The organism is Pseudomonas sp. GW456-L13 (assembly GCF_017350115.1).
Classification (GTDB): Bacteria; Pseudomonadota; Gammaproteobacteria; order Pseudomonadales; family Pseudomonadaceae; genus Aquipseudomonas; species Aquipseudomonas jessenii.
Window position 1 is genome coordinate 1 of record NZ_JACNAS010000002.1, and the last position, 16662, is coordinate 16662.

Here is a 16662-nt window from a genome sequence, read left to right on the forward strand (position 1 = left end):
CATTTTTTTTGCAGTTCAGATACGAGATCCCCTTGATCCCATGCGCTGTGAACTGGCGAGCAGCACAAGGCTTGAAGAACGCCGCTGCGTGCATATTGGGGTCCGTTTGTGTGTTTACACGCACAAACAGCAGATGGACCTCTGCCTGCACCCTCCCCCTGGGTGCTTCAGGCTTTTCATGTTGAGCCATCGATCTGCAGGCTTTTTCCGCCCCACATTCGCGTACACAGCCCCCAACCTGGGCCTGTTTTAGCCGGGTGCAGGTATGCAGAAAAAACGACACATTCAGACCGCAGGCGTGGCTGGGGGACGACGGCGCGCGCCAGGTCAAAAAACCCTCCTCCACCCCAAGTACGCCAAGGCGCGGCATCTGGTGCAAGAAACGAATGCCTGGCCGGGGAGATCAGAGCCGAGGAAGCGACGCAGTGGGTGGCCGACGTGAACAACGAACGGGCATGGATCATGCTTGAGTATGGGAGACAGTTCAGGGGTTGATCGAGATCCGCTGCAAGCCTTGCCGGTGATCGATGGGCTTTGACTACATTCAAGGAGCGGTGCAACACGCTGAAGCGCGGGCCGCAACAAAAAGGTAGCCCGCGCGTTACGAGTAACGGGGGCTATGTTCAATTGCCCAGTACCGACAAGGCCCTGCTGGTTGAAAACTGCGCCACTGATGGCGACCCAAGCCCCCAACTTCTGGCGCAGCAGCGCATACATTTGCGCCTTAAGAGTGAAGGCGCTAATCAGGATGGGAGTTCGGCATGCTGTTTTTCAAACCCGAGCGACAACTAGCGCTTGAACTAGACCTCGAGGGACTCTCGCTCCGTCTCAAACCCCTCAGTACCACCATCAAGCTGATGACGTCTCACAGGCTGCGGAAGTATCAACGGGCCCTGGAAAACGACATAGGCGGACTACCTGGGTTTATGGCGTTGTCGGTTGAGGGAAAAGTCAACTACATGATTCCCATCATTTCGCAAATGAACGAAGCCAGAGATCAGCAGAATGAAGTCGATTTCATAGCGGCCTACCTGACCGTCATGCTGCTGGAAAGCATCAGCTGCGGCTATCATTCGACGATGAACTTGGTCTTTAGCGGGATGGAAAAGATCGCCGCGTTCCGGTGGGATGAGTCATAAAAAACCATCCAACAAGAAACTCTGGAAGCGCTTATCAACAACCACGTGCTGGGTGAGCGCCACGACTTCGAGGAGTGGCAGGAGACGGTGTCCACGCTCCTCATCAATCTGGCCAAAGCACCTGCCGATCAGTCTGCCCGCTTCGCCAACATGTCGCGACCTGAAATCGTAGTTTCTGAAAAGTGGTCGCGAAAGCTAGTAGGGCTCGCCAAGACCGGTGTCGAAATGTGGCGGTCTAGCTACTGCGCTGGCGCAGTCTCCACTACTTGACTTGATCATATGCATCATTCATCACTTTAATGGCGTTTAACACATGCGGATGTTCAGCCCAGCGGTATGCAGCATTTCCAAGTAAGCCGGCTGTCGCGTTGTCCATCAGGCTTTTTACATCAAGCCCGCTGGCGACGGCCGCTCCAATAATTGCTACAAGCGCTTGTTCCAGTGCAATTTCGCGATCACTAACCACTGCATCTCCTTAAACCGACCCCATGCCGGCCTGAAAGATTAATCGCTCACCCACAACCAAATTGCCACTACCCCCTGTCGCATCCGGTCACGGAGTACGGCGCTTGAGCCACCCTACCCCTTTTCGCGTGCTCTCCACAATCAATCGATGCTTTGTAGTGTCGACACGCTTAGTCGCAGGCACTTGGCCCGACCAAGAATGGATCAACAAGCATTGTTGGGTGCGCTCGGTGTGAAAGATCTGTCTTGCTACCGTCATCTCCTCAATCAACTGCCGATTGACTGAGTAGTAGCCACAGTTCGGACATCATCAAAATTGGTCATCGGAAAAGCTTTCGAGGATGGCACACCAATGTCGGTGGCGATGTTACGAGGAAGATTTGACTTGGCCAAGGAAGCGGCTTGTGTCGCAAAGTCCGAGTTTCAAATGCGCGATTTACGCTCCAAAGCCGGCACGGACAAGGCCGAATCAAGCGGTGACATTTTGCAGGCCAGGGATCAACTTGGGCATACGACCGTTGTAATGACCGAGCAGTACATCCGCAACAGGAAAGGGAAAAAAGTCTCACCAACCAAGTGAATTGCGGACCAATCCAATAATTGCGGACCAGAAACAAACAAGGGCTTGCCCAGCTTTCGCTCGCAAACCCTTGATTTATATGGTGCCCGAAGCCGGAATCGAACCGGCACGCCCTTACGAGCGGGGGATTTTAAGTCCCATGCGTCTACCAGTTTCGCCATTCGGGCGGTAGCGCGGTGAAGCGTCAAGCTTTTGCCAAATAACGCTCTGGCAGTTCTGACGCTTGTGCAGCAGAGGTGGAAATATATACATCCCGCCCCAGTGAAGCAAGTTCGCAAATACCCTTTTCAAGACTAAATCTTGCAGGCTACTGCAAATAAAAAAGCTCCGTAAATCATAGATCTACGGAGCTTGTTTATTAGTGGAGGCCGAGGTCGGAATCGAACCGGCGTAGGCGGATTTGCAATCCGCTGCATAACCATTTTGCTACTCGGCCTCAAAACATTTGTTGTCAGTAGCGCGACATCAAATGCGTACAAACTTGGAGCGGGAAACGAGACTCGAACTCGCGACCCCGACCTTGGCAAGGTCGTGCTCTACCAACTGAGCTATTCCCGCGTCTTGGTGTGGCGCATTCTATAGAATCCAGAAGCCCCGTCAACCCTTTGATTCAAAAAAGTTTTATTTCTTTTCAACGTCGGTCTTCAGATGTGGCCAGGCAGCCCGCAGGTACTGGACCATCGACCACAAAGTCAGGCCAGCCGACACCATCAGCAAGGTGTAGCCCAGCAAGACCCAGAAACTGAAATCCTTGGAATTGGCCAGCAGGATCACCAGCGCCAACATTTGCGCGGCGGTTTTCCATTTGCCCAGGTTCGATACGGCGACGTGGGCACGAGCGCCCAGTTCGGCCATCCACTCGCGCAGTGCCGAGACGACAATCTCGCGACCGATGATCACGGCAGCCGGCAGCGTGAGCCACAGGTTTCCGTGTTCCTGCACCAACAGGACCAATGCAACCGCAACCATCAGCTTGTCGGCAACCGGATCGAGGAAAGCCCCGAACGGTGTGCTTTGTTCCAGCCGGCGGGCCAGATACCCGTCCAGCCAGTCGGTCGCGGCAGCAAATGCGAAGACCGAAGCGGAGGCCATGTAGCTCCACTGGTAAGGCAGGTAGAACAGCAAAATGAAGATCGGTATGAGCAGAACGCGTAGAACGGTAATCAGATTAGGGATATTCATCGGCACAACTGGCTGCGAGGTGAGGGGGCATTCTACTCGCTGTGCAGATTTGCATAAATCAACTCTGCGAGCTTTTTACTGATCCCGGGGGCTTTGGCAATTTCTTCGATGCTTGCACGAGACAGCTCCTGCAATCCACCAAAATGTTTCAACAAATCACGCCGACGTGTGGGTCCGACGCCGGCGACGCCTTCCAGTGTAGACGTCCGACGGGTTTTTCCACGTCGGGCGCGGTGCCCGGTAATGGCAAACCGGTGGGCTTCGTCGCGAATCTGCTGGATCAGGTGCAGCGCGGGCGAATCCCCGCGCAAGGTGAACTCATGTGCAGCGTCGTTCAGGTACAGGGTTTCGAAACCGGCCTTGCGCGTCGCACCTTTTGCCACGCCCAGCAGAATCAGGTCAGGCACGGCCAGTTCATCGAGCACGTCACGGGCCATGGACAACTGACCTTTACCGCCGTCCACCAGCAGGATATCCGGCAGCTTGCCCTCCCCGTCCTTCAGTTTGCTGAAGCGTCGGGTCAGCGCCTGATGCATCGCCGCGTAATCATCGCCGGCCGTAACGCCCTCAATGTTGTACCGGCGGTAATCGGCCTTGATCGGACCTTCGGGACCGAAGACCACGCAGGACGCCACCGTCGCCTCGCCGCTGGAGTGACTGATGTCGTAGCACTCAAGGCGCTGTGGAGGTTCATCCAGCTTCAGCACCTCGGCCAGTGCATCGAAGCGCGCCGTAATGTGCTGACGATTCGCCAGGCGCGCACTCAGTGCCTGCTCGGCATTGGTCACCGCCAATTGCTGCCAGCGCGCCCGCGTGCCCCGCACGCGATGGCTGATGGTCAGTTCACGACCGCGCAACTCGTCGATGGCGGCGATCAGCGTGGGAAAGTCATCGTGGACCACATTGACGATCAGTTCGCTTGGCAAGTCGCGTTCAGGACTGCTGATGAAGTACTGGCCTAGAAATGCGGCCATGACTTCGGAAACGTCTTCTTCAATACCGACTTGAGGGAAAAAGTTCTTGCTTCCCAGTACCCGCCCGCCCCGCACGCTGATCAAGTGAACACAGGCGCCGCCCGGGTTGACGAAGGCGGCAATCACATCGACGTCCCCGGTCCCGCCCTCCATGCTCTGTTGATCCTGGACCCGGCGCAGTAACGCAATCTGGTCCCGCAACTCGGCTGCTCGTTCGAATTCGAGATTGATCGCCGCCTCTTCCATCCCGGCGGACAACTCGTCAGTCAGTGCATTGCTGCGCCCTTCAAGAAACATCACCGAATGGCGGACATCCTCGGCGTATACCTGCGGCTCCACCAGCCCGACACAGGGCGCCTTGCAGCGCTTGATCTGGTATTGCAGGCAAGGGCGCGTGCGGTTCTTGTAATAACTGTCTTCGCATTGCCGAACGAAAAACGTCTTTTGCAGCAGGCTCAGGCTTTCGCGGATCGCGCCGGCACTCGGATAAGGCCCGAAATACTTGCCCTTGGCCTTTTTCGCGCCGCGATGAATGCTCAGGCGCGGAAACTCTCCGTCGGAGAGAAAGACGTAGGGGTAGGATTTATCGTCGCGCAGCAGGATGTTATAGGGCGGGCGCCATTCCTTGATCAACGTCTGCTCAAGCAGCAAGGCTTCGGTTTCGTTGGCGGTGATCGTCGTCTCGACCTGGGCGATACGCGCCACCAGCGCGGCGGTCTTGGGGGCAAGCCCGGTCTTGCGAAAGTAGCTCGACAGGCGATTCTTGAGGTTCTTCGCCTTGCCGACGTAGAGCAACCGCGCTTCGCTGTCGAACATGCGGTACACACCAGGGCGCCCGCTAACGGTCGACAGAAAGGCGCTCGGATCAAAGGTGTCGTTCATTTTCAGAGGCTGGCGTCGACCATGCCATGACGAACCGCCAACAGCGTCAACTCGACATCACTGCTGATCGAAAGCTTTTCGAAGATGCGGTAACGGTAGGTGTTCACGGTTTTCGGGGACAGGCACAGTTTATCGGAAATGATCTGTACTTTCTGGCAGCCGACGATCATCAGCGCGATCTGGATTTCCCGCTCCGACAAGGCATCGAAAGGCGAATCGTTGGTCGGCTGGAAGGACTTGATCGCCAATTGCTGGGCAATTTGCGGACTGATGTAGCGTTGCCCGGCAAATACCAGGCGAATGGCCTGGACCATTTCCGGCAAACCTGCCCCCTTGGTCAGGTAACCTGCCGCACCGGCCTGCAACAGCCGCGTAGGAAACGGGTCCTCTTCACACACGGTCACCGCGACGACCTTGATATCCGGATGACTGCGCAATAATTTTCGAGTGGCTTCAAGACCGCCGATACCCGGCATCTTGACGTCCATCAACACCACATCGGGTTTCAGCTCGCGCGCCTTGATCAGGGATTCCTCACCCGACTCGGCCTGGCCGACTACTTGCAGGCCATCGATGTCAGCCAGCATTCGTGTAATGCCTGTACGAACGAGATCATGGTCATCGACTACTAGCACCCTAATCAAGCAGACACCTCGCGATTTGGTCTTATTGGGTTGTCAGACACCTTAGCAAAAAGCATCTGGCAGACCTAGCGGAAAGCGTCAGATTAAAAGTTTCAATTCATCTTGAAAGGCTTGTCGCAAGCGTGTTGCAGAGATCCAGGCCGGGGATATCCAGCTGCATCCTCAGGAAACATTCGTCCTTGCCCACCACCCTCAATCCCTTGCGCTCGTACAACGCTTGCGCCGGGTTGTTTTCGAAAACCGTCAGGCGCAACGCCCGGCGCCGTTCCCGGCGCGCCAGAACCAGTACCTGATCGATCGCCCAGGATCCAGCGCCCTGCCCACGAAATGCTTCGACGATATGCAATTCACGGATATACAAGGCCCTGGCATCACGGCTCAGGCTGACATAACCCAGCACTTTGTCGCCCCATGCAATCAAGCGGTTGTCCCGCCCGGCCCAGGCCACGTCAAACGCTTCGTCCAGCCACAACAGGTCATGCTCAATGTAGTAACGCAGCATGCCCCTACAGGTCAGTTCGCGGGCAAATTCCAGGTCATCCGGTGTTGCCGGACGCCATTGGCATTCCATCATTCCAGCTCCACGGCGAGGGTCAGGTGCGTCCTTGTGACGATTTGTTTTTTATTGAAGCACAGAGTGTGTCACAACCTTCGGGGCACTCAAGCGATAGAAAGGGACGTCGTTGGCCGATAGCATTTTCTGATTGAATCTGCGTACCGGCCTCTAGTAAGCTCGACCCATCCATCGGAGACAGACCATGTTCAACGCCCTCTTACAGCTTGGTACCGCCAGCGCCCCGCGCTCGGTTGCTGCTGCCCCGGTGAACGACGGTTGTGCTCCGGTCAGCTTTTATTTTGGGTATTGGTTTAGCCACTGGCGCGCCTGATACCCACACGGCGCCCACTTTAAACGGGTCGCCACCAGAGAATTCTCAACCCCCGGTCGGCCTCCCGACCGGGGGTTTTGTTTTTTCGGCCCCAACACTTTTAGCGACACACCAGACATTCAGAGGATTAAGAACATGAACTACGCCACTTATTACCGTTACGACAGTTTTACCGCCTGGCGATTTACCACCCTCCGCTCGGGACAGCCTGCCGCCTCCGATCGGTCACCCACAGGTGGCAAGCACACACACGCAGCCAATCCGGCCAATTGTCGAACACCCCAGTAGGGCCGAGCGCGCGGGCACGAACCCGCCACCAGCCCAGGAAGCCTTGAATATGAACTCGTCCGTCTCTGCACTGCCGCTGTCCACCTTGAGCCCTGCCAATGAAGCGCTGACCTTGCGCCTGCCCAGCTCATTGCAACTCAAACAGCAATTGCCCCTCGGCAACGCCCTGACCCGGCAAGTCACCGCCCACCGCCAGGCAGTTCGCGCGATCCTCAACGGTGAAGATTCCCGCCTGCTGGTCATCGTCGGCCCCTGCTCGATACACGATCCCGAATCAGCCCTCGAATACGCTGGCAACCTTGCCCGCCTCGCCGCCGAAGTCAGCGACGAAATGCTGCTGGTGATGCGTGCCTACGTCGAAAAACCCCGTACCACGGTTGGCTGGAAAGGCCTGGCCTACGACCCGCACCTCGATGGCAGCGATGACATGGCCGCCGGCCTGACGCTGTCCCGGGAGCTGATGCGCGAAATGCTCCGCCTGGGTCTGCCCGTTGCCACTGAACTGCTGCAACCGATGGCGGCCGGCTACTTCGATGATCTGTTGAGCTGGGTCGCAATTGGCGCCCGGACCACGGAGTCGCAGATCCATCGGGAAATGGCCAGCGGGCTGGCTATGCCTGTAGGGTTCAAGAACGGGACAGACGGCGGTGTCGGCGTCGCCAGCGATGCCATGCGCTCCGCCGCCCATCCCCATCGCCATTTCGGTGTCGATAGCCAGGGGCATCCGGCGATCATTCAAACCCCGGGTAATGCGGACACGCACCTGGTACTGCGCGGCGGCCATCGCGGCCCGAACTACGACAGCGCCAGCATCGCCCAGGTGAACAGCGACCTGACCAGGCTCAGGATTCCGGCTCGAATCATGGTCGATTGCAGTCATGCCAACAGCGGCAAAGACCCGTTGCGCCAGCCAGCCGTTTTCAACGATGTACTTGAACAACGCCTGCAAGGTGATCGTTCGCTGATCGGCATGATGATCGAGAGCCATTTGTTCGAAGGCTGCCAGCCATTGAGTTCGTCATTGAAATACGGTGTGTCGGTGACCGATGGTTGCCTCGGTTGGGTCGGGACAGAACAACTGTTGCTTGATGCGGCAGATCGGCTGCGAGCGTCAAACGACGCGTGATAATCGGCATCATCCGTGCGCCCTCCGGCCTTCATGGGAAGACTGGAGGGCAAATGGCAATCAATGTCCCATCAGGGACTGCACTTGAACCAGCGTAACCCCCGATTGCTGTCGGGTACCGTCAAGGCGCTCGACTGAATAGGAAACACGGATCGCCGAATCTCGATGCTCCCTCCAGAACGGGTAGGGAATGATGAACACCAACGGCTCGCCAGCGGTGTCTCTGGTTACTTCGCGGTCGTCATGGTGATTGAGTTTCTCCCCATCGCACTCCAGGTAAATCCGTTCTCCTTTTTCAGCGCTGGCGTTCTCGATGACGACGGTCACGCCATCCTGCGCATCCTGCAGGTCCACCCAACCTTCGTCGGCTTCCAGCACAGTGGGTGCTTGCAGTGGTCGGCGCTCCAGGATGCCAATCATCAGTGCCGTTACTTCAGAATAACGAGGCCCCTGCCCTGCTTGCTTGACGCAATAATCGACGGACACTGAGGAGCCCAGATCCCGCGTAATGCACTCCGGACTGACCCAAAACGACAGTTCGTCCCCCACCGCGAAGGACTCGACCTTGAGTGCATCACTGAAACTTGAGTCGACCGAAACGCCCGCCCAGGTCAGCAACACCCAGTCGCCCGCCGCCATGCGCGCATAGGGTTTGATCGTAACGATCGCCCCTTCTTTCACCCTATCCGGATCAAGCGTTGTACCCACCGCATCGTTCACCGTCGCGGGCAACAGGTTGCATTGCACGTCACCGACACTCAGCTGCAGACGATGGGAATGCACGGGCTCGGAAAATCGAGTGCTCGTGAGTGAGTAACCGATTTCCAGTGAGCCACCCTCAAGCGCCGCGATATGTGCACCACCTACGGCAAAGATGATGTCCTCGCCGACCCTTTCCTCACTGACAAAACGCGCCACCTGATGCCTGCAGGCGAGGCCATCGGCATCCAGCCCCGCCCAACTCAATAGTAATTTGTCGCCGCAGGTCATGCCTGGATACGGCTGGACCCTGATGACGGCTTTTTTGTCAGAAGGGTTCAGAACACCGTTTTGCGCCTGCTCCAGCATGGGAGGTGGTAATGGTTGCTGCGCGAGATTCAAGGTATCGGGTTCATAAACAGTCATTCATTCGCTCCATTCCCTGGAATAGACACCGGACAGGTGGCCGGCTCTGGACGGCTATTTAACCCCATGGCAAACAACCGCGATGTCGGCCTCAAACGCTGACCCGCTCGGAAAGTCGATACACGCAAAGTAGGTCTTTGATCAGCAGCAAGCTGATTGCCGCGAAAAGTCCTCAAAGGATTCCGAACAAGGCTTCAGCCACTCTTGGGTATTCGCACTTGTTCTATTCCGTTTTCCGCAAGTTTCGCCGGACTTTTCATACATCGCGCCAACCTCGAGTGTTTTAGAGTGAAGCGCCATGCAGTCCCAATGAACTTCTGCGTAAAGGTATGAACATGCAAAGGAATGCAAGCACTTGTTACCCAATACTGCTGGTCCACGGCCTTTTCGGCTTCGAAAGAATCGGCAAGTTCGAGCTCTTTCACGACATCAGACAGGCGCTGAGGAACGCCGGAGCCAGGGTGTTCGTTCCCCACTTGTCGGCCATCCATGACAACGAGGTACGCGGAGACCAATTGCTCGCACAGATCGAGCGGGTACTGGAAGGAACCGGTGCACACAAAGTCAACCTCATAGGTCATAGCCAGGGCGCACTGACCGCACGTTATGCCGCGGCGATTGCGCCACACAGCGTGGCATCGGTCACCTCTGTCAGCGGGCCGAACCATGGTTCGGAACTGGCCGACTTCCTGCGCAAGGCATTGACACCGGGCTGCCTGCCGGAACATGTGGCCGAGACAGTGGTGACCCTGTTCGCCGACTTCCTCGCGGCATTAAGCGACAATCAGTATCTACCGCGGAACGCCATTGCCGCCCTCAACGCGCTGACCACCGAAGGCGTAGGCGCATTCAACGACAAATACCCACAAGGACTGCCTGCCACCTGGGGTGGCAAGGGGTGCGAACGGGTCAACGGTGTTCATTACTACTCGTGGAGCGGCGTGCTGCCGCCGAATGCGCTCCAAGAAGGGCTTTATGCGCTCGATCCGTTCAACGTCTTCTGTCGAGCCCTTTCCGGTTATTTCGTCACGGAAAGCGAGCAGAACGACGGTTTGGTCGGTCGTTTCAGCTCCCATCTGGGAACGGTTATCCGGTCCGACTATTCACTGGATCATCTGGACACCATTGGCCAGCCGGCCGGTCAACTGCGTAAAGGTGTCAACCCGATTGAACTGTATGTCCAGCACGCCAGGCGCTTGAGGGACGCCGGCCTTTGAGGTGCGACTGCCGCGGATCCCGCGTGGAACGGAACTTTGAGGAGAAATAGCTCACTGAATCCGGTAGGCTCAGCACTTTATCGAGTATTGAAAGGAGTATTTTCCCATGGCTAAAGCCACTGCCCGTCACATCCTTGTTGCCTCCGAAGCCAAGTGCAACGAACTCAAGGCCCAAATCGAGGCTGGCGCCGATTTCGCCGAAGTTGCCAAGGCAAACTCCACCTGCCCTTCCAGCCGCCAGGGCGGTGACCTGGGTTCGTTCGGTCCGGGCCAGATGGTCAAGGAATTCGACACCGTGGTCTTCAGCGCACCGCTCAACGTGGTCCAGGGCCCAGTCAAGACCCAGTTCGGTTTCCACCTGCTGGAAGTGACCAGCCGTCAGGACTGATCGACGCTTGAGCTATTCACTCAACGGCCCGCCTATTGGTGGGCCGTTGTGTTTTCAACGCGCAATACGGCTGGCGAGGGACGCGCCGCTAGCGTACAAATTGTCGTTAACGACCTCCGGCTCTAAGGCTGACAATGCGACTGGCTTTCCCTACTTTGCTGTTCACGGCCGTGGCCCTGCTGATGGGTGCCGCGGGCGTGCATGCGGCACCGCAACCGGCAATGACCGTGTACGGCGAACCGGCGAAATACCCTCCCGGCTTCAGTCATTTCGCCTACACCAACCCGCAGGCCCCCAAGGGTGGCACGATGCGGCGCTCGGCGATCGAAATCGGTCAGTTCGACCATGTTTTGCCTTACATCGACAAAGGCATCGGCGTTACACAGATTGACGGCTTGATCTACTCGCCACTGGCCCAACGCTCGCTGGACGAACCTTATACCGTTTACGGTCTGGTGGCTGAGAAGATGGAGCGTTCAGAGGACGGCCTGTCCCTGCGCTTTTACCTCAACCCCAAGGCGCGTTTTGCCGATGGCAAACCGATTACCGCCCAAGACGTGCGCTACACCTTCGACCTGCTGATGACCCAGGGCAGCCTGCGCTACCGAACCCAATTCGCCGACGTCAAAAGCGTCGAAGTGGAATCGCCACTGACCATCCGCTTTGATTTCAAGAACAACGAAAATCGCACCCTGCCCCTCGATATCGCAACCTTGCCGGTGTTTCCCGAACACTGGTGGAAGAGCCGCGATTTCGCCGGTGGCGGCGGCTATGAAGCGCCGTTGGGCAGCGGCCCCTACAAAGTAGGCAAGATCGATTCGGGGCGCAGCATCACGTTCGAACGCAATCCCGACTGGTGGGGCAAGGATCTGCCGGTCAGCCGTGGCCTGTACAACTTCGATCATTTCAGCATCGAGTACTTCGGCGATACCGACGTGGCGCGCCAGGTCCTGCGCGGGGGCGCCTATGACTACAACCGGGAATTTTCCGCCACCGCTTACTCCATCGGCTACGAAAGCCCGGCCCTGAGCGATGGTCGCCTGCAAAAAGCCCACCTTGCCACCGAGGCGCCGCAGCCAGCCCAGGGTTTTGTGTTCAATCTGCAAAAGCCCATATTCCAGGACCGTCGCGTGCGCCAGGCGCTGGTGATGCTGTGGGACTTCGAGTGGAGCAACCGGCAGATGATGCGCGACATGTACATCCGCCAGCAGAGCTTTTTTTCCAATACCGATCTCGCGGCCCGGCAACTGCCGGATGCCGGTGAGCGGGCGATTCTCGAACCGCTGCGCGGGCAGATTCCCGACGAGGTCTTCACCCAGGTGTTCGAGGCGCCGAAGACCGATGGCAGCGGCGTGATTCGTGACAAGCAGTTGCAGGCCCTGGACTTGCTCGAACAGGCCGGCTGGAAACCCGATGGCGACCAACTGGTCAATGCCCACGGCGAACCGCTGAGCTTCACGTTCCTGGTCAGTCAAAACGGCATGGACCGCCTGCTGTTGCCCTATAAACGCACGCTGAAACAGATCGGCATCGACCTGAACATCCGCCGCATCGACTCGTCCCAGTACGTCAATCGTCTGATGAGCCGCGACTACGACATGATCGTCACCGGCTACCCGGTCACCACCTCTCCGGGGGGCGAACTGGTCAATTACTTCGGTTCGGAGGCGGCCACCGACCCTGGCTCCAACAACTACATGGTGTTGCAGAACCCGGCGGTGGACACCCTGATCACCGGGCTGATCCGCGCCAATACCCAGGCTGACATGTTGCATTACGCCCATGCCCTGGACCGGGTGCTGCAATGGAATTACTACTGGATTCCCAACTATTACCCGCCGGGCACCTCAACGGTGTGGTGGAACCGCTTCGGCATCCCGAACGTGCAAGCGAGTAATGACGAAGCCATCGAGAGTTGGTGGGAGATGAGCACCACGCCATTGACCAACCAACAGATGACGGCCGAGCGTATCAGCCGAGGCAAACCCGGAGGGCCGCACTGATGTGGGCTTACATATTGCGGCGTCTGCTGCTGATCATTCCGACGCTGGTGATTATTCTCCTGGTCAACTTTGTCATCGTCCAGGCCGCGCCGGGCGGGCCGGTCGAACAGGCCATCGCGCACCTGCAAGGCATTGGCGGCGCCGCGGTCGGCGGCGGTTCCGGCGAATCCGTGAGCGGCAAGTCCCGGGCCAGTCGCGGGCTCGACCCGCAGCTGATCAAGGACATTGAAAAACAGTACGGCTTCGACAAACCGGCCCACGAACGCCTCTGGCTAATGCTCACCAGCTACGCGCGCCTGGACTTCGGCAAAAGTTTCTTCCGCGGTGCCACCGTCACCGACCTGATCCTCGAAAAAATGCCCGTGACCATTTCCCTCGGACTCTGGGCGACGCTGATCACCTACCTGGTGTCGATTCCCCTGGGTATCCGCAAGGCCGTGCACCATGGCAGCCAATTCGACATCTGGAGCAGTACCGCGATCATCATTGGCTATGCCATGCCGGCGTTCCTGTTTGCGATGTTTCTGATCGTGATCTTTGCCGGTGGCACTTCGCTGAACTGGTTTCCGGTCCGCGGGCTGGTCTCGGACAACTTCGAATCGCTGTCGACCCTTGGCAAGGTGGCCGACTACTTCTGGCATCTGGTGTTGCCCGTGACCGCCCTGGTGATCGGCGGATTCGCCACGCTGACCATCCTGACCAAGAACTCGTTCCTCAATGAAATCACCCGCCAGTACGTAGTCACCGCCAGGGCCAAGGGCTTGAGTGAACGACGGGTGCTCTACGGGCACGTGTTCCGCAACGCCATGTTACTGGTGGTGTCGGGCATTCCCCAGGCGTTCATCAGTGTGTTTTTTGCCGGTTCCCTGCTGATCGAGGTGATCTTCTCCCTCGACGGTCTCGGCCGCATGAGCTACGAAGCGGCAGTATCCCGGGACTATCCGGTGGTGTTCGGCTCGCTGTTCATCTTCACCTTGTTTGGCCTTCTGATAAAACTGGTCGGCGACCTCTGCTACACCCTGGTCGACCCGCGTATCGACTTCGCCGCGAGGAACGCCTGATGCTCAAGCTTTCACCGCTGGCGCGTCGCCGCTTCGAGCGCTTCAAGAAAAACCGTCGGGGCTGGTGGTCGCTCTGGTTGTTTGTCGGCCTGTTCCTGATGACCCTGGGCGGCGAACTGATCGCCAACGACAAACCGTTAGTGGTCAGCTATCAGGGCCAGTGGTATTTCCCGGTCTTCAAGCGCCACACCGAACAGGCCTTCGGCGGGCAACTGCCGTTCCAGGCCGACTACCGCAGCGACTACGTGCAGAAACTGATCAAGAAGGACGGCGGCTGGTTGCTGTTTCCACCGATTCCGTTCAGTGACGACACCCCCAACTACGACCTGAACAAGCCTGCCCCCAGCCCACCCTCCAGCGTCAATTGGCTGGGCACCGACGACCAGGCACGGGATGTCCTGGCCCGGGTGATCTTCGGGGCACGGGTGTCGATCCTGTTTGCCTTGATGCTGACCTTTGTCAGTGCCCTGATCGGCATCGCGGCCGGAGCCCTGCAAGGCTATTACGGCGGCTGGGTGGATTTGCTCGGCCAGCGTCTGCTGGAGGTGTGGTCCGGGTTGCCGGTGCTGTACCTGCTGATCATCCTGTCGGGCTTCGTCGAGCCGAATTTCTGGTGGCTGCTGGGAATCATGGCGCTGTTTTCATGGCTGGCCCTGGTGGACGTGGTGCGCGCCGAGTTCCTGCGCGGGCGCAACCTGGAATACGTCAAGGCCGCGCGCGCGCTGGGCCTGACCGACCGCAAAGTCATCGTGCGGCACATTCTGCCCAACGCCATGAACGCGACCTTGAGCTACTTGCCGTTCATTCTGACCGGGGCGATTTCCACCCTGACGGCGCTGGACTTCCTCGGCTTCGGCATGCCTGCCGGCAGCGCTTCCCTGGGTGAACTGATCGGTCAGGGCAAGCAAAACCTGCAAGCGCCATGGCTGGGCCTGACGGCGTTCTTCACCCTGGCGCTGATTCTTTCTTTACTGGTGTTCATTGGCGAAGCACTGCGCGACGCTTTTGACCCCCGATCTTGATGCGGATGTTGATATGACCAACCTGATCGAAATCCGTGACCTCAGCGTGGCCTTCAGTGGCCAGACCGTGGTGCGCAATCTGTGCCTGGACATCCGCCCCGGCGAATGCCTGGCGCTGGTGGGCGAATCGGGCTCGGGCAAGTCGGTGACGGCCCACTCAATCCTGCAACTGCTGCCGCAAACCGATACCGAGACGACAGGCAGCATCCGCTATCGCGGCCAGGAACTGGTGGGCGCCGATGCCGGCAAGTTGCGCAAACTGCGCGGCAATCGCATCGCGATGATCTTCCAGGAACCGATGACCTCCCTCAACCCGCTGCACAGCATCGAAAAACAGATCGGTGAAACCTTGCTGGTGCACAAAGGCCTGGCGGGCAAGGCGGCGCAAGCGCGGATCCTCGAATTGTTGCATCTGGTAGGCATCCAGAAACCCGAAGAGCGCCTCAAGGCCTATCCCCATCAATTGTCTGGCGGACAGCGCCAGCGGGTGATGATCGCCATGGCCCTGGCGTGTGAACCGGAACTGCTGATTGCCGACGAACCGACCACCGCGCTGGATGTGACGGTGCAGCGCAAAATCCTGCTGCTGCTCAAATCCCTGCAACAGCGGCTGGGCATGTCGCTGCTACTGATCAGCCATGACCTCAATCTGGTGCGCAGCATCGCCCAGCGCGTGTGCGTGATGAAGGCCGGGGAAATCGTCGAGCAGGCGCCGTGCGAAACCCTGTTCACCGAACCCAGGCACCCTTATAGCTGCATACTGCTGCACGCCGAACCCGAGGGCGAAGCCTTGCCCCGGGACGAGCGCGAAAACGTACTGGAGGTGGACAACCTACAGGTGCGGTTTCCTGTCGGTGGTGGCCTGTTTCAGCGCAAGACCTGGCTGCGTGCAGTGGATGGCATCAGCCTGAATATCCAACGCGGCAAGACCCTGGGTATCGTCGGCGAGTCCGGTTCGGGAAAGTCCACCCTTGGCCAGGCGATCCTGCGTTTGCTCGACTCCGAAGGCGGTATTCGCTTTCAAGGCCAGGCGCTGGACGGCCTGACGCAAAAACAGCTACGGCCGTGGCGCAAAAAGATGCAGGTGGTGTTCCAGGACCCTTTCGGCAGCCTCAGCCCGCGGATGTCGGTCGCACAGATCATCAGCGAAGGCCTGGAAGTGCACAGCCAGTTGAGCACTGAAGAGTGCAATGCCGAAGTGATCCGGGCACTGAACGAAGTCGGCCTTGACCCCCAAAGTCGCCATCGCTATCCCCACGAGTTCTCTGGCGGGCAGCGTCAACGTATCGCCATCGCCCGGGCGCTGGTGCTGAAACCGGCACTGATCCTGCTCGACGAACCAACCTCGGCGCTGGACCGCACGGTGCAAAAACAAGTGGTCGCCCTGCTCCGTCAGCTTCAGGAAAAGTACGGATTGACCTATCTGTTCATCAGTCATGATCTGGCAGTGGTGCGCGCCCTGGCCCACGACATGATCGTGATCAAGGACGGAAAAGTGGTGGAACGCGGCGCCAGCCATGAGGTGTTTGACTCACCGCAGCATCCGTACACCAAGGAGCTATTGGCGGCGGCGATGTTGGGGCAGGCATAATCTGACTGTTAGACCGCATCGCGGCCATCGTCGGAACGCCGCCCGGAGCAAGCTCGCTCCCACAGGGGATTTGTGAACGACACAGATC

At 58.3% G+C, this 16662-nt stretch carries 15 protein-coding genes, 3 tRNA genes and 1 pseudogene; 9 read left to right on the forward strand and 10 right to left on the reverse strand.

The genetic code is table 11. The features are described 5' to 3' along the window. Positions 1-379 (reverse strand): hypothetical protein (locus tag J4D25_RS14160; protein WP_207253306.1); only part of this gene is annotated, 379 nt, incomplete at its 3' end. A gap of 382 nt (positions 380-761) precedes the next feature. On the opposite strand from J4D25_RS14160, the gene J4D25_RS14165 reads away from it, so the two are divergent. Continuing rightward, positions 762-1139, forward strand: a complete 378-nt coding sequence (locus tag J4D25_RS14165) for a hypothetical protein (RefSeq protein ID WP_090455531.1) — start codon at positions 762-764, stop codon at positions 1137-1139. Positions 1140-1401: 262 nt separating this feature from the next. Here the strand turns inward: J4D25_RS14165 and J4D25_RS14170 are convergent, their stop codons facing one another. Next, positions 1402-1605, reverse strand: a complete 204-nt coding sequence (locus J4D25_RS14170) for a hypothetical protein (protein ID WP_057714624.1) — start codon at positions 1603-1605, stop codon at positions 1402-1404. Between the two features lie 339 nt (positions 1606-1944). Here J4D25_RS14170 and J4D25_RS14175 point away from each other — a divergent pair. Beyond that, positions 1945-2184: pseudogene (locus tag J4D25_RS14175) on the forward strand (integrase); the annotation flags it as partial. An 80-nt stretch (positions 2185-2264) separates the two neighbouring features. Here J4D25_RS14175 and J4D25_RS14180 read toward each other — a convergent pair. The 7 genes from J4D25_RS14180 to J4D25_RS14210 all read right to left on the reverse strand — a co-directional run bounded on the left by J4D25_RS14180 (position 2265) and on the right by J4D25_RS14210 (position 6437). Next, positions 2265-2351, reverse strand: a tRNA-Leu gene (locus J4D25_RS14180). A 195-nt stretch (positions 2352-2546) separates the two neighbouring features. Continuing rightward, positions 2547-2620 (reverse strand) — tRNA-Cys (locus tag J4D25_RS14185). A 46-nt stretch (positions 2621-2666) separates the two neighbouring features. Further along, positions 2667-2742 (reverse strand) — tRNA-Gly (locus tag J4D25_RS14190). A 63-nt stretch (positions 2743-2805) separates the two neighbouring features. Then, positions 2806-3366, reverse strand: a complete 561-nt coding sequence (gene pgsA / locus J4D25_RS14195) for a CDP-diacylglycerol--glycerol-3-phosphate 3-phosphatidyltransferase (RefSeq protein ID WP_057714620.1) — start codon at positions 3364-3366, stop codon at positions 2806-2808. Positions 3367-3398: 32 nt separating this feature from the next. Then, the gene (uvrC, locus tag J4D25_RS14200) at positions 3399-5222 is read right to left on the reverse strand and encodes an excinuclease ABC subunit UvrC (RefSeq protein ID WP_057714618.1); all 1824 of its coding nucleotides are present in this window, start codon (positions 5220-5222) and stop codon (positions 3399-3401) included. 2 nt (positions 5223-5224) lie between these two features. Continuing rightward, positions 5225-5866 (reverse strand): UvrY/SirA/GacA family response regulator transcription factor, encoded by a 642-nt coding sequence (uvrY, locus tag J4D25_RS14205; protein ID WP_032829778.1) that lies wholly within the window; start codon positions 5864-5866, stop codon positions 5225-5227. Positions 5867-5963: 97 nt separating this feature from the next. Beyond that, on the reverse strand, positions 5964-6437 hold the full coding sequence (locus tag J4D25_RS14210; RefSeq protein ID WP_057716596.1) for an N-acetyltransferase: 474 nt from the start codon (positions 6435-6437) through the stop codon (positions 5964-5966). A gap of 653 nt (positions 6438-7090) precedes the next feature. On the opposite strand from J4D25_RS14210, the gene J4D25_RS14215 reads away from it, so the two are divergent. Then, positions 7091-8167: a 3-deoxy-7-phosphoheptulonate synthase gene (locus J4D25_RS14215; RefSeq protein WP_057714616.1), complete on the forward strand. Its 1077-nt coding sequence runs from the start codon at positions 7091-7093 to the stop codon at positions 8165-8167. 60 nt (positions 8168-8227) lie between these two features. On the opposite strand, the gene J4D25_RS14220 is transcribed toward J4D25_RS14215, so the two are convergent. Next, complete coding sequence (locus J4D25_RS14220) at positions 8228-9292, reverse strand: hypothetical protein (protein ID WP_057714614.1); 1065 nt, start codon at positions 9290-9292, stop codon at positions 8228-8230. A 335-nt stretch (positions 9293-9627) separates the two neighbouring features. On the opposite strand from J4D25_RS14220, the gene J4D25_RS14225 reads away from it, so the two are divergent. The 6 genes from J4D25_RS14225 (at position 9628) to J4D25_RS14250 (ending at position 16574) form a co-directional block, all read left to right on the forward strand. After that, positions 9628-10509 (forward strand): triacylglycerol lipase, encoded by an 882-nt coding sequence (locus J4D25_RS14225; RefSeq protein ID WP_057716595.1) that lies wholly within the window; start codon positions 9628-9630, stop codon positions 10507-10509. Positions 10510-10615: 106 nt separating this feature from the next. Beyond that, on the forward strand, positions 10616-10897 hold the full coding sequence (locus tag J4D25_RS14230; protein ID WP_008051985.1) for a peptidylprolyl isomerase: 282 nt from the start codon (positions 10616-10618) through the stop codon (positions 10895-10897). Positions 10898-11031: 134 nt separating this feature from the next. Next, on the forward strand, positions 11032-12900 hold the full coding sequence (locus tag J4D25_RS14235; RefSeq protein ID WP_057714613.1) for an extracellular solute-binding protein: 1869 nt from the start codon (positions 11032-11034) through the stop codon (positions 12898-12900). Then, a complete protein-coding gene (locus tag J4D25_RS14240) occupies positions 12900-13961 on the forward strand; it encodes a microcin C ABC transporter permease YejB (RefSeq protein WP_057714611.1) in 1062 nt (353 codons plus the stop codon). The genes J4D25_RS14235 and J4D25_RS14240 overlap by 1 nt, the downstream gene beginning before the upstream one ends. Further along, positions 13961-14983, forward strand: a complete 1023-nt coding sequence (locus J4D25_RS14245; RefSeq protein ID WP_057714609.1) for an ABC transporter permease — start codon at positions 13961-13963, stop codon at positions 14981-14983. Before J4D25_RS14240 ends, J4D25_RS14245 begins: the two co-directional genes overlap by 1 nt. A 13-nt stretch (positions 14984-14996) precedes the next feature. Beyond that, entirely contained in the window at positions 14997-16574 is a 1578-nt protein-coding gene (locus J4D25_RS14250; protein WP_057714606.1) for an ABC transporter ATP-binding protein, read from the forward strand. The last annotated feature ends 88 nt before the right edge of the window (positions 16575-16662 follow it).

Bases quoted from the DNA above. Each gene is read 5' to 3' on its own strand.
- J4D25_RS14165 (WP_090455531.1), top strand. From the start codon at position 762: ATGCTGTTTTTCAAACCCGAGCGACAACTAGCGCTTGAACTAGACCTC.
- pgsA (WP_057714620.1), bottom strand. From the start codon at position 3,366: ATGAATATCCCTAATCTGATTACCGTTCTACGCGTTCTGCTCATACCG.
- uvrC (WP_057714618.1), bottom strand. From the start codon at position 5,222: ATGAACGACACCTTTGATCCGAGCGCCTTTCTGTCGACCGTTAGCGGG.
- J4D25_RS14210 (WP_057716596.1), bottom strand. From the start codon at position 6,437: ATGGAATGCCAATGGCGTCCGGCAACACCGGATGACCTGGAATTTGCC.
- J4D25_RS14215 (WP_057714616.1), top strand. From the start codon at position 7,091: ATGAACTCGTCCGTCTCTGCACTGCCGCTGTCCACCTTGAGCCCTGCC.
- J4D25_RS14220 (WP_057714614.1), bottom strand. From the start codon at position 9,292: ATGACTGTTTATGAACCCGATACCTTGAATCTCGCGCAGCAACCATTA.
- J4D25_RS14225 (WP_057716595.1), top strand. From the start codon at position 9,628: ATGCAAAGGAATGCAAGCACTTGTTACCCAATACTGCTGGTCCACGGC.
- J4D25_RS14230 (WP_008051985.1), top strand. From the start codon at position 10,616: ATGGCTAAAGCCACTGCCCGTCACATCCTTGTTGCCTCCGAAGCCAAG.
- J4D25_RS14235 (WP_057714613.1), top strand. From the start codon at position 11,032: ATGCGACTGGCTTTCCCTACTTTGCTGTTCACGGCCGTGGCCCTGCTG.
- J4D25_RS14240 (WP_057714611.1), top strand. From the start codon at position 12,900: ATGTGGGCTTACATATTGCGGCGTCTGCTGCTGATCATTCCGACGCTG.
- J4D25_RS14245 (WP_057714609.1), top strand. From the start codon at position 13,961: ATGCTCAAGCTTTCACCGCTGGCGCGTCGCCGCTTCGAGCGCTTCAAG.
- J4D25_RS14250 (WP_057714606.1), top strand. From the start codon at position 14,997: ATGACCAACCTGATCGAAATCCGTGACCTCAGCGTGGCCTTCAGTGGC.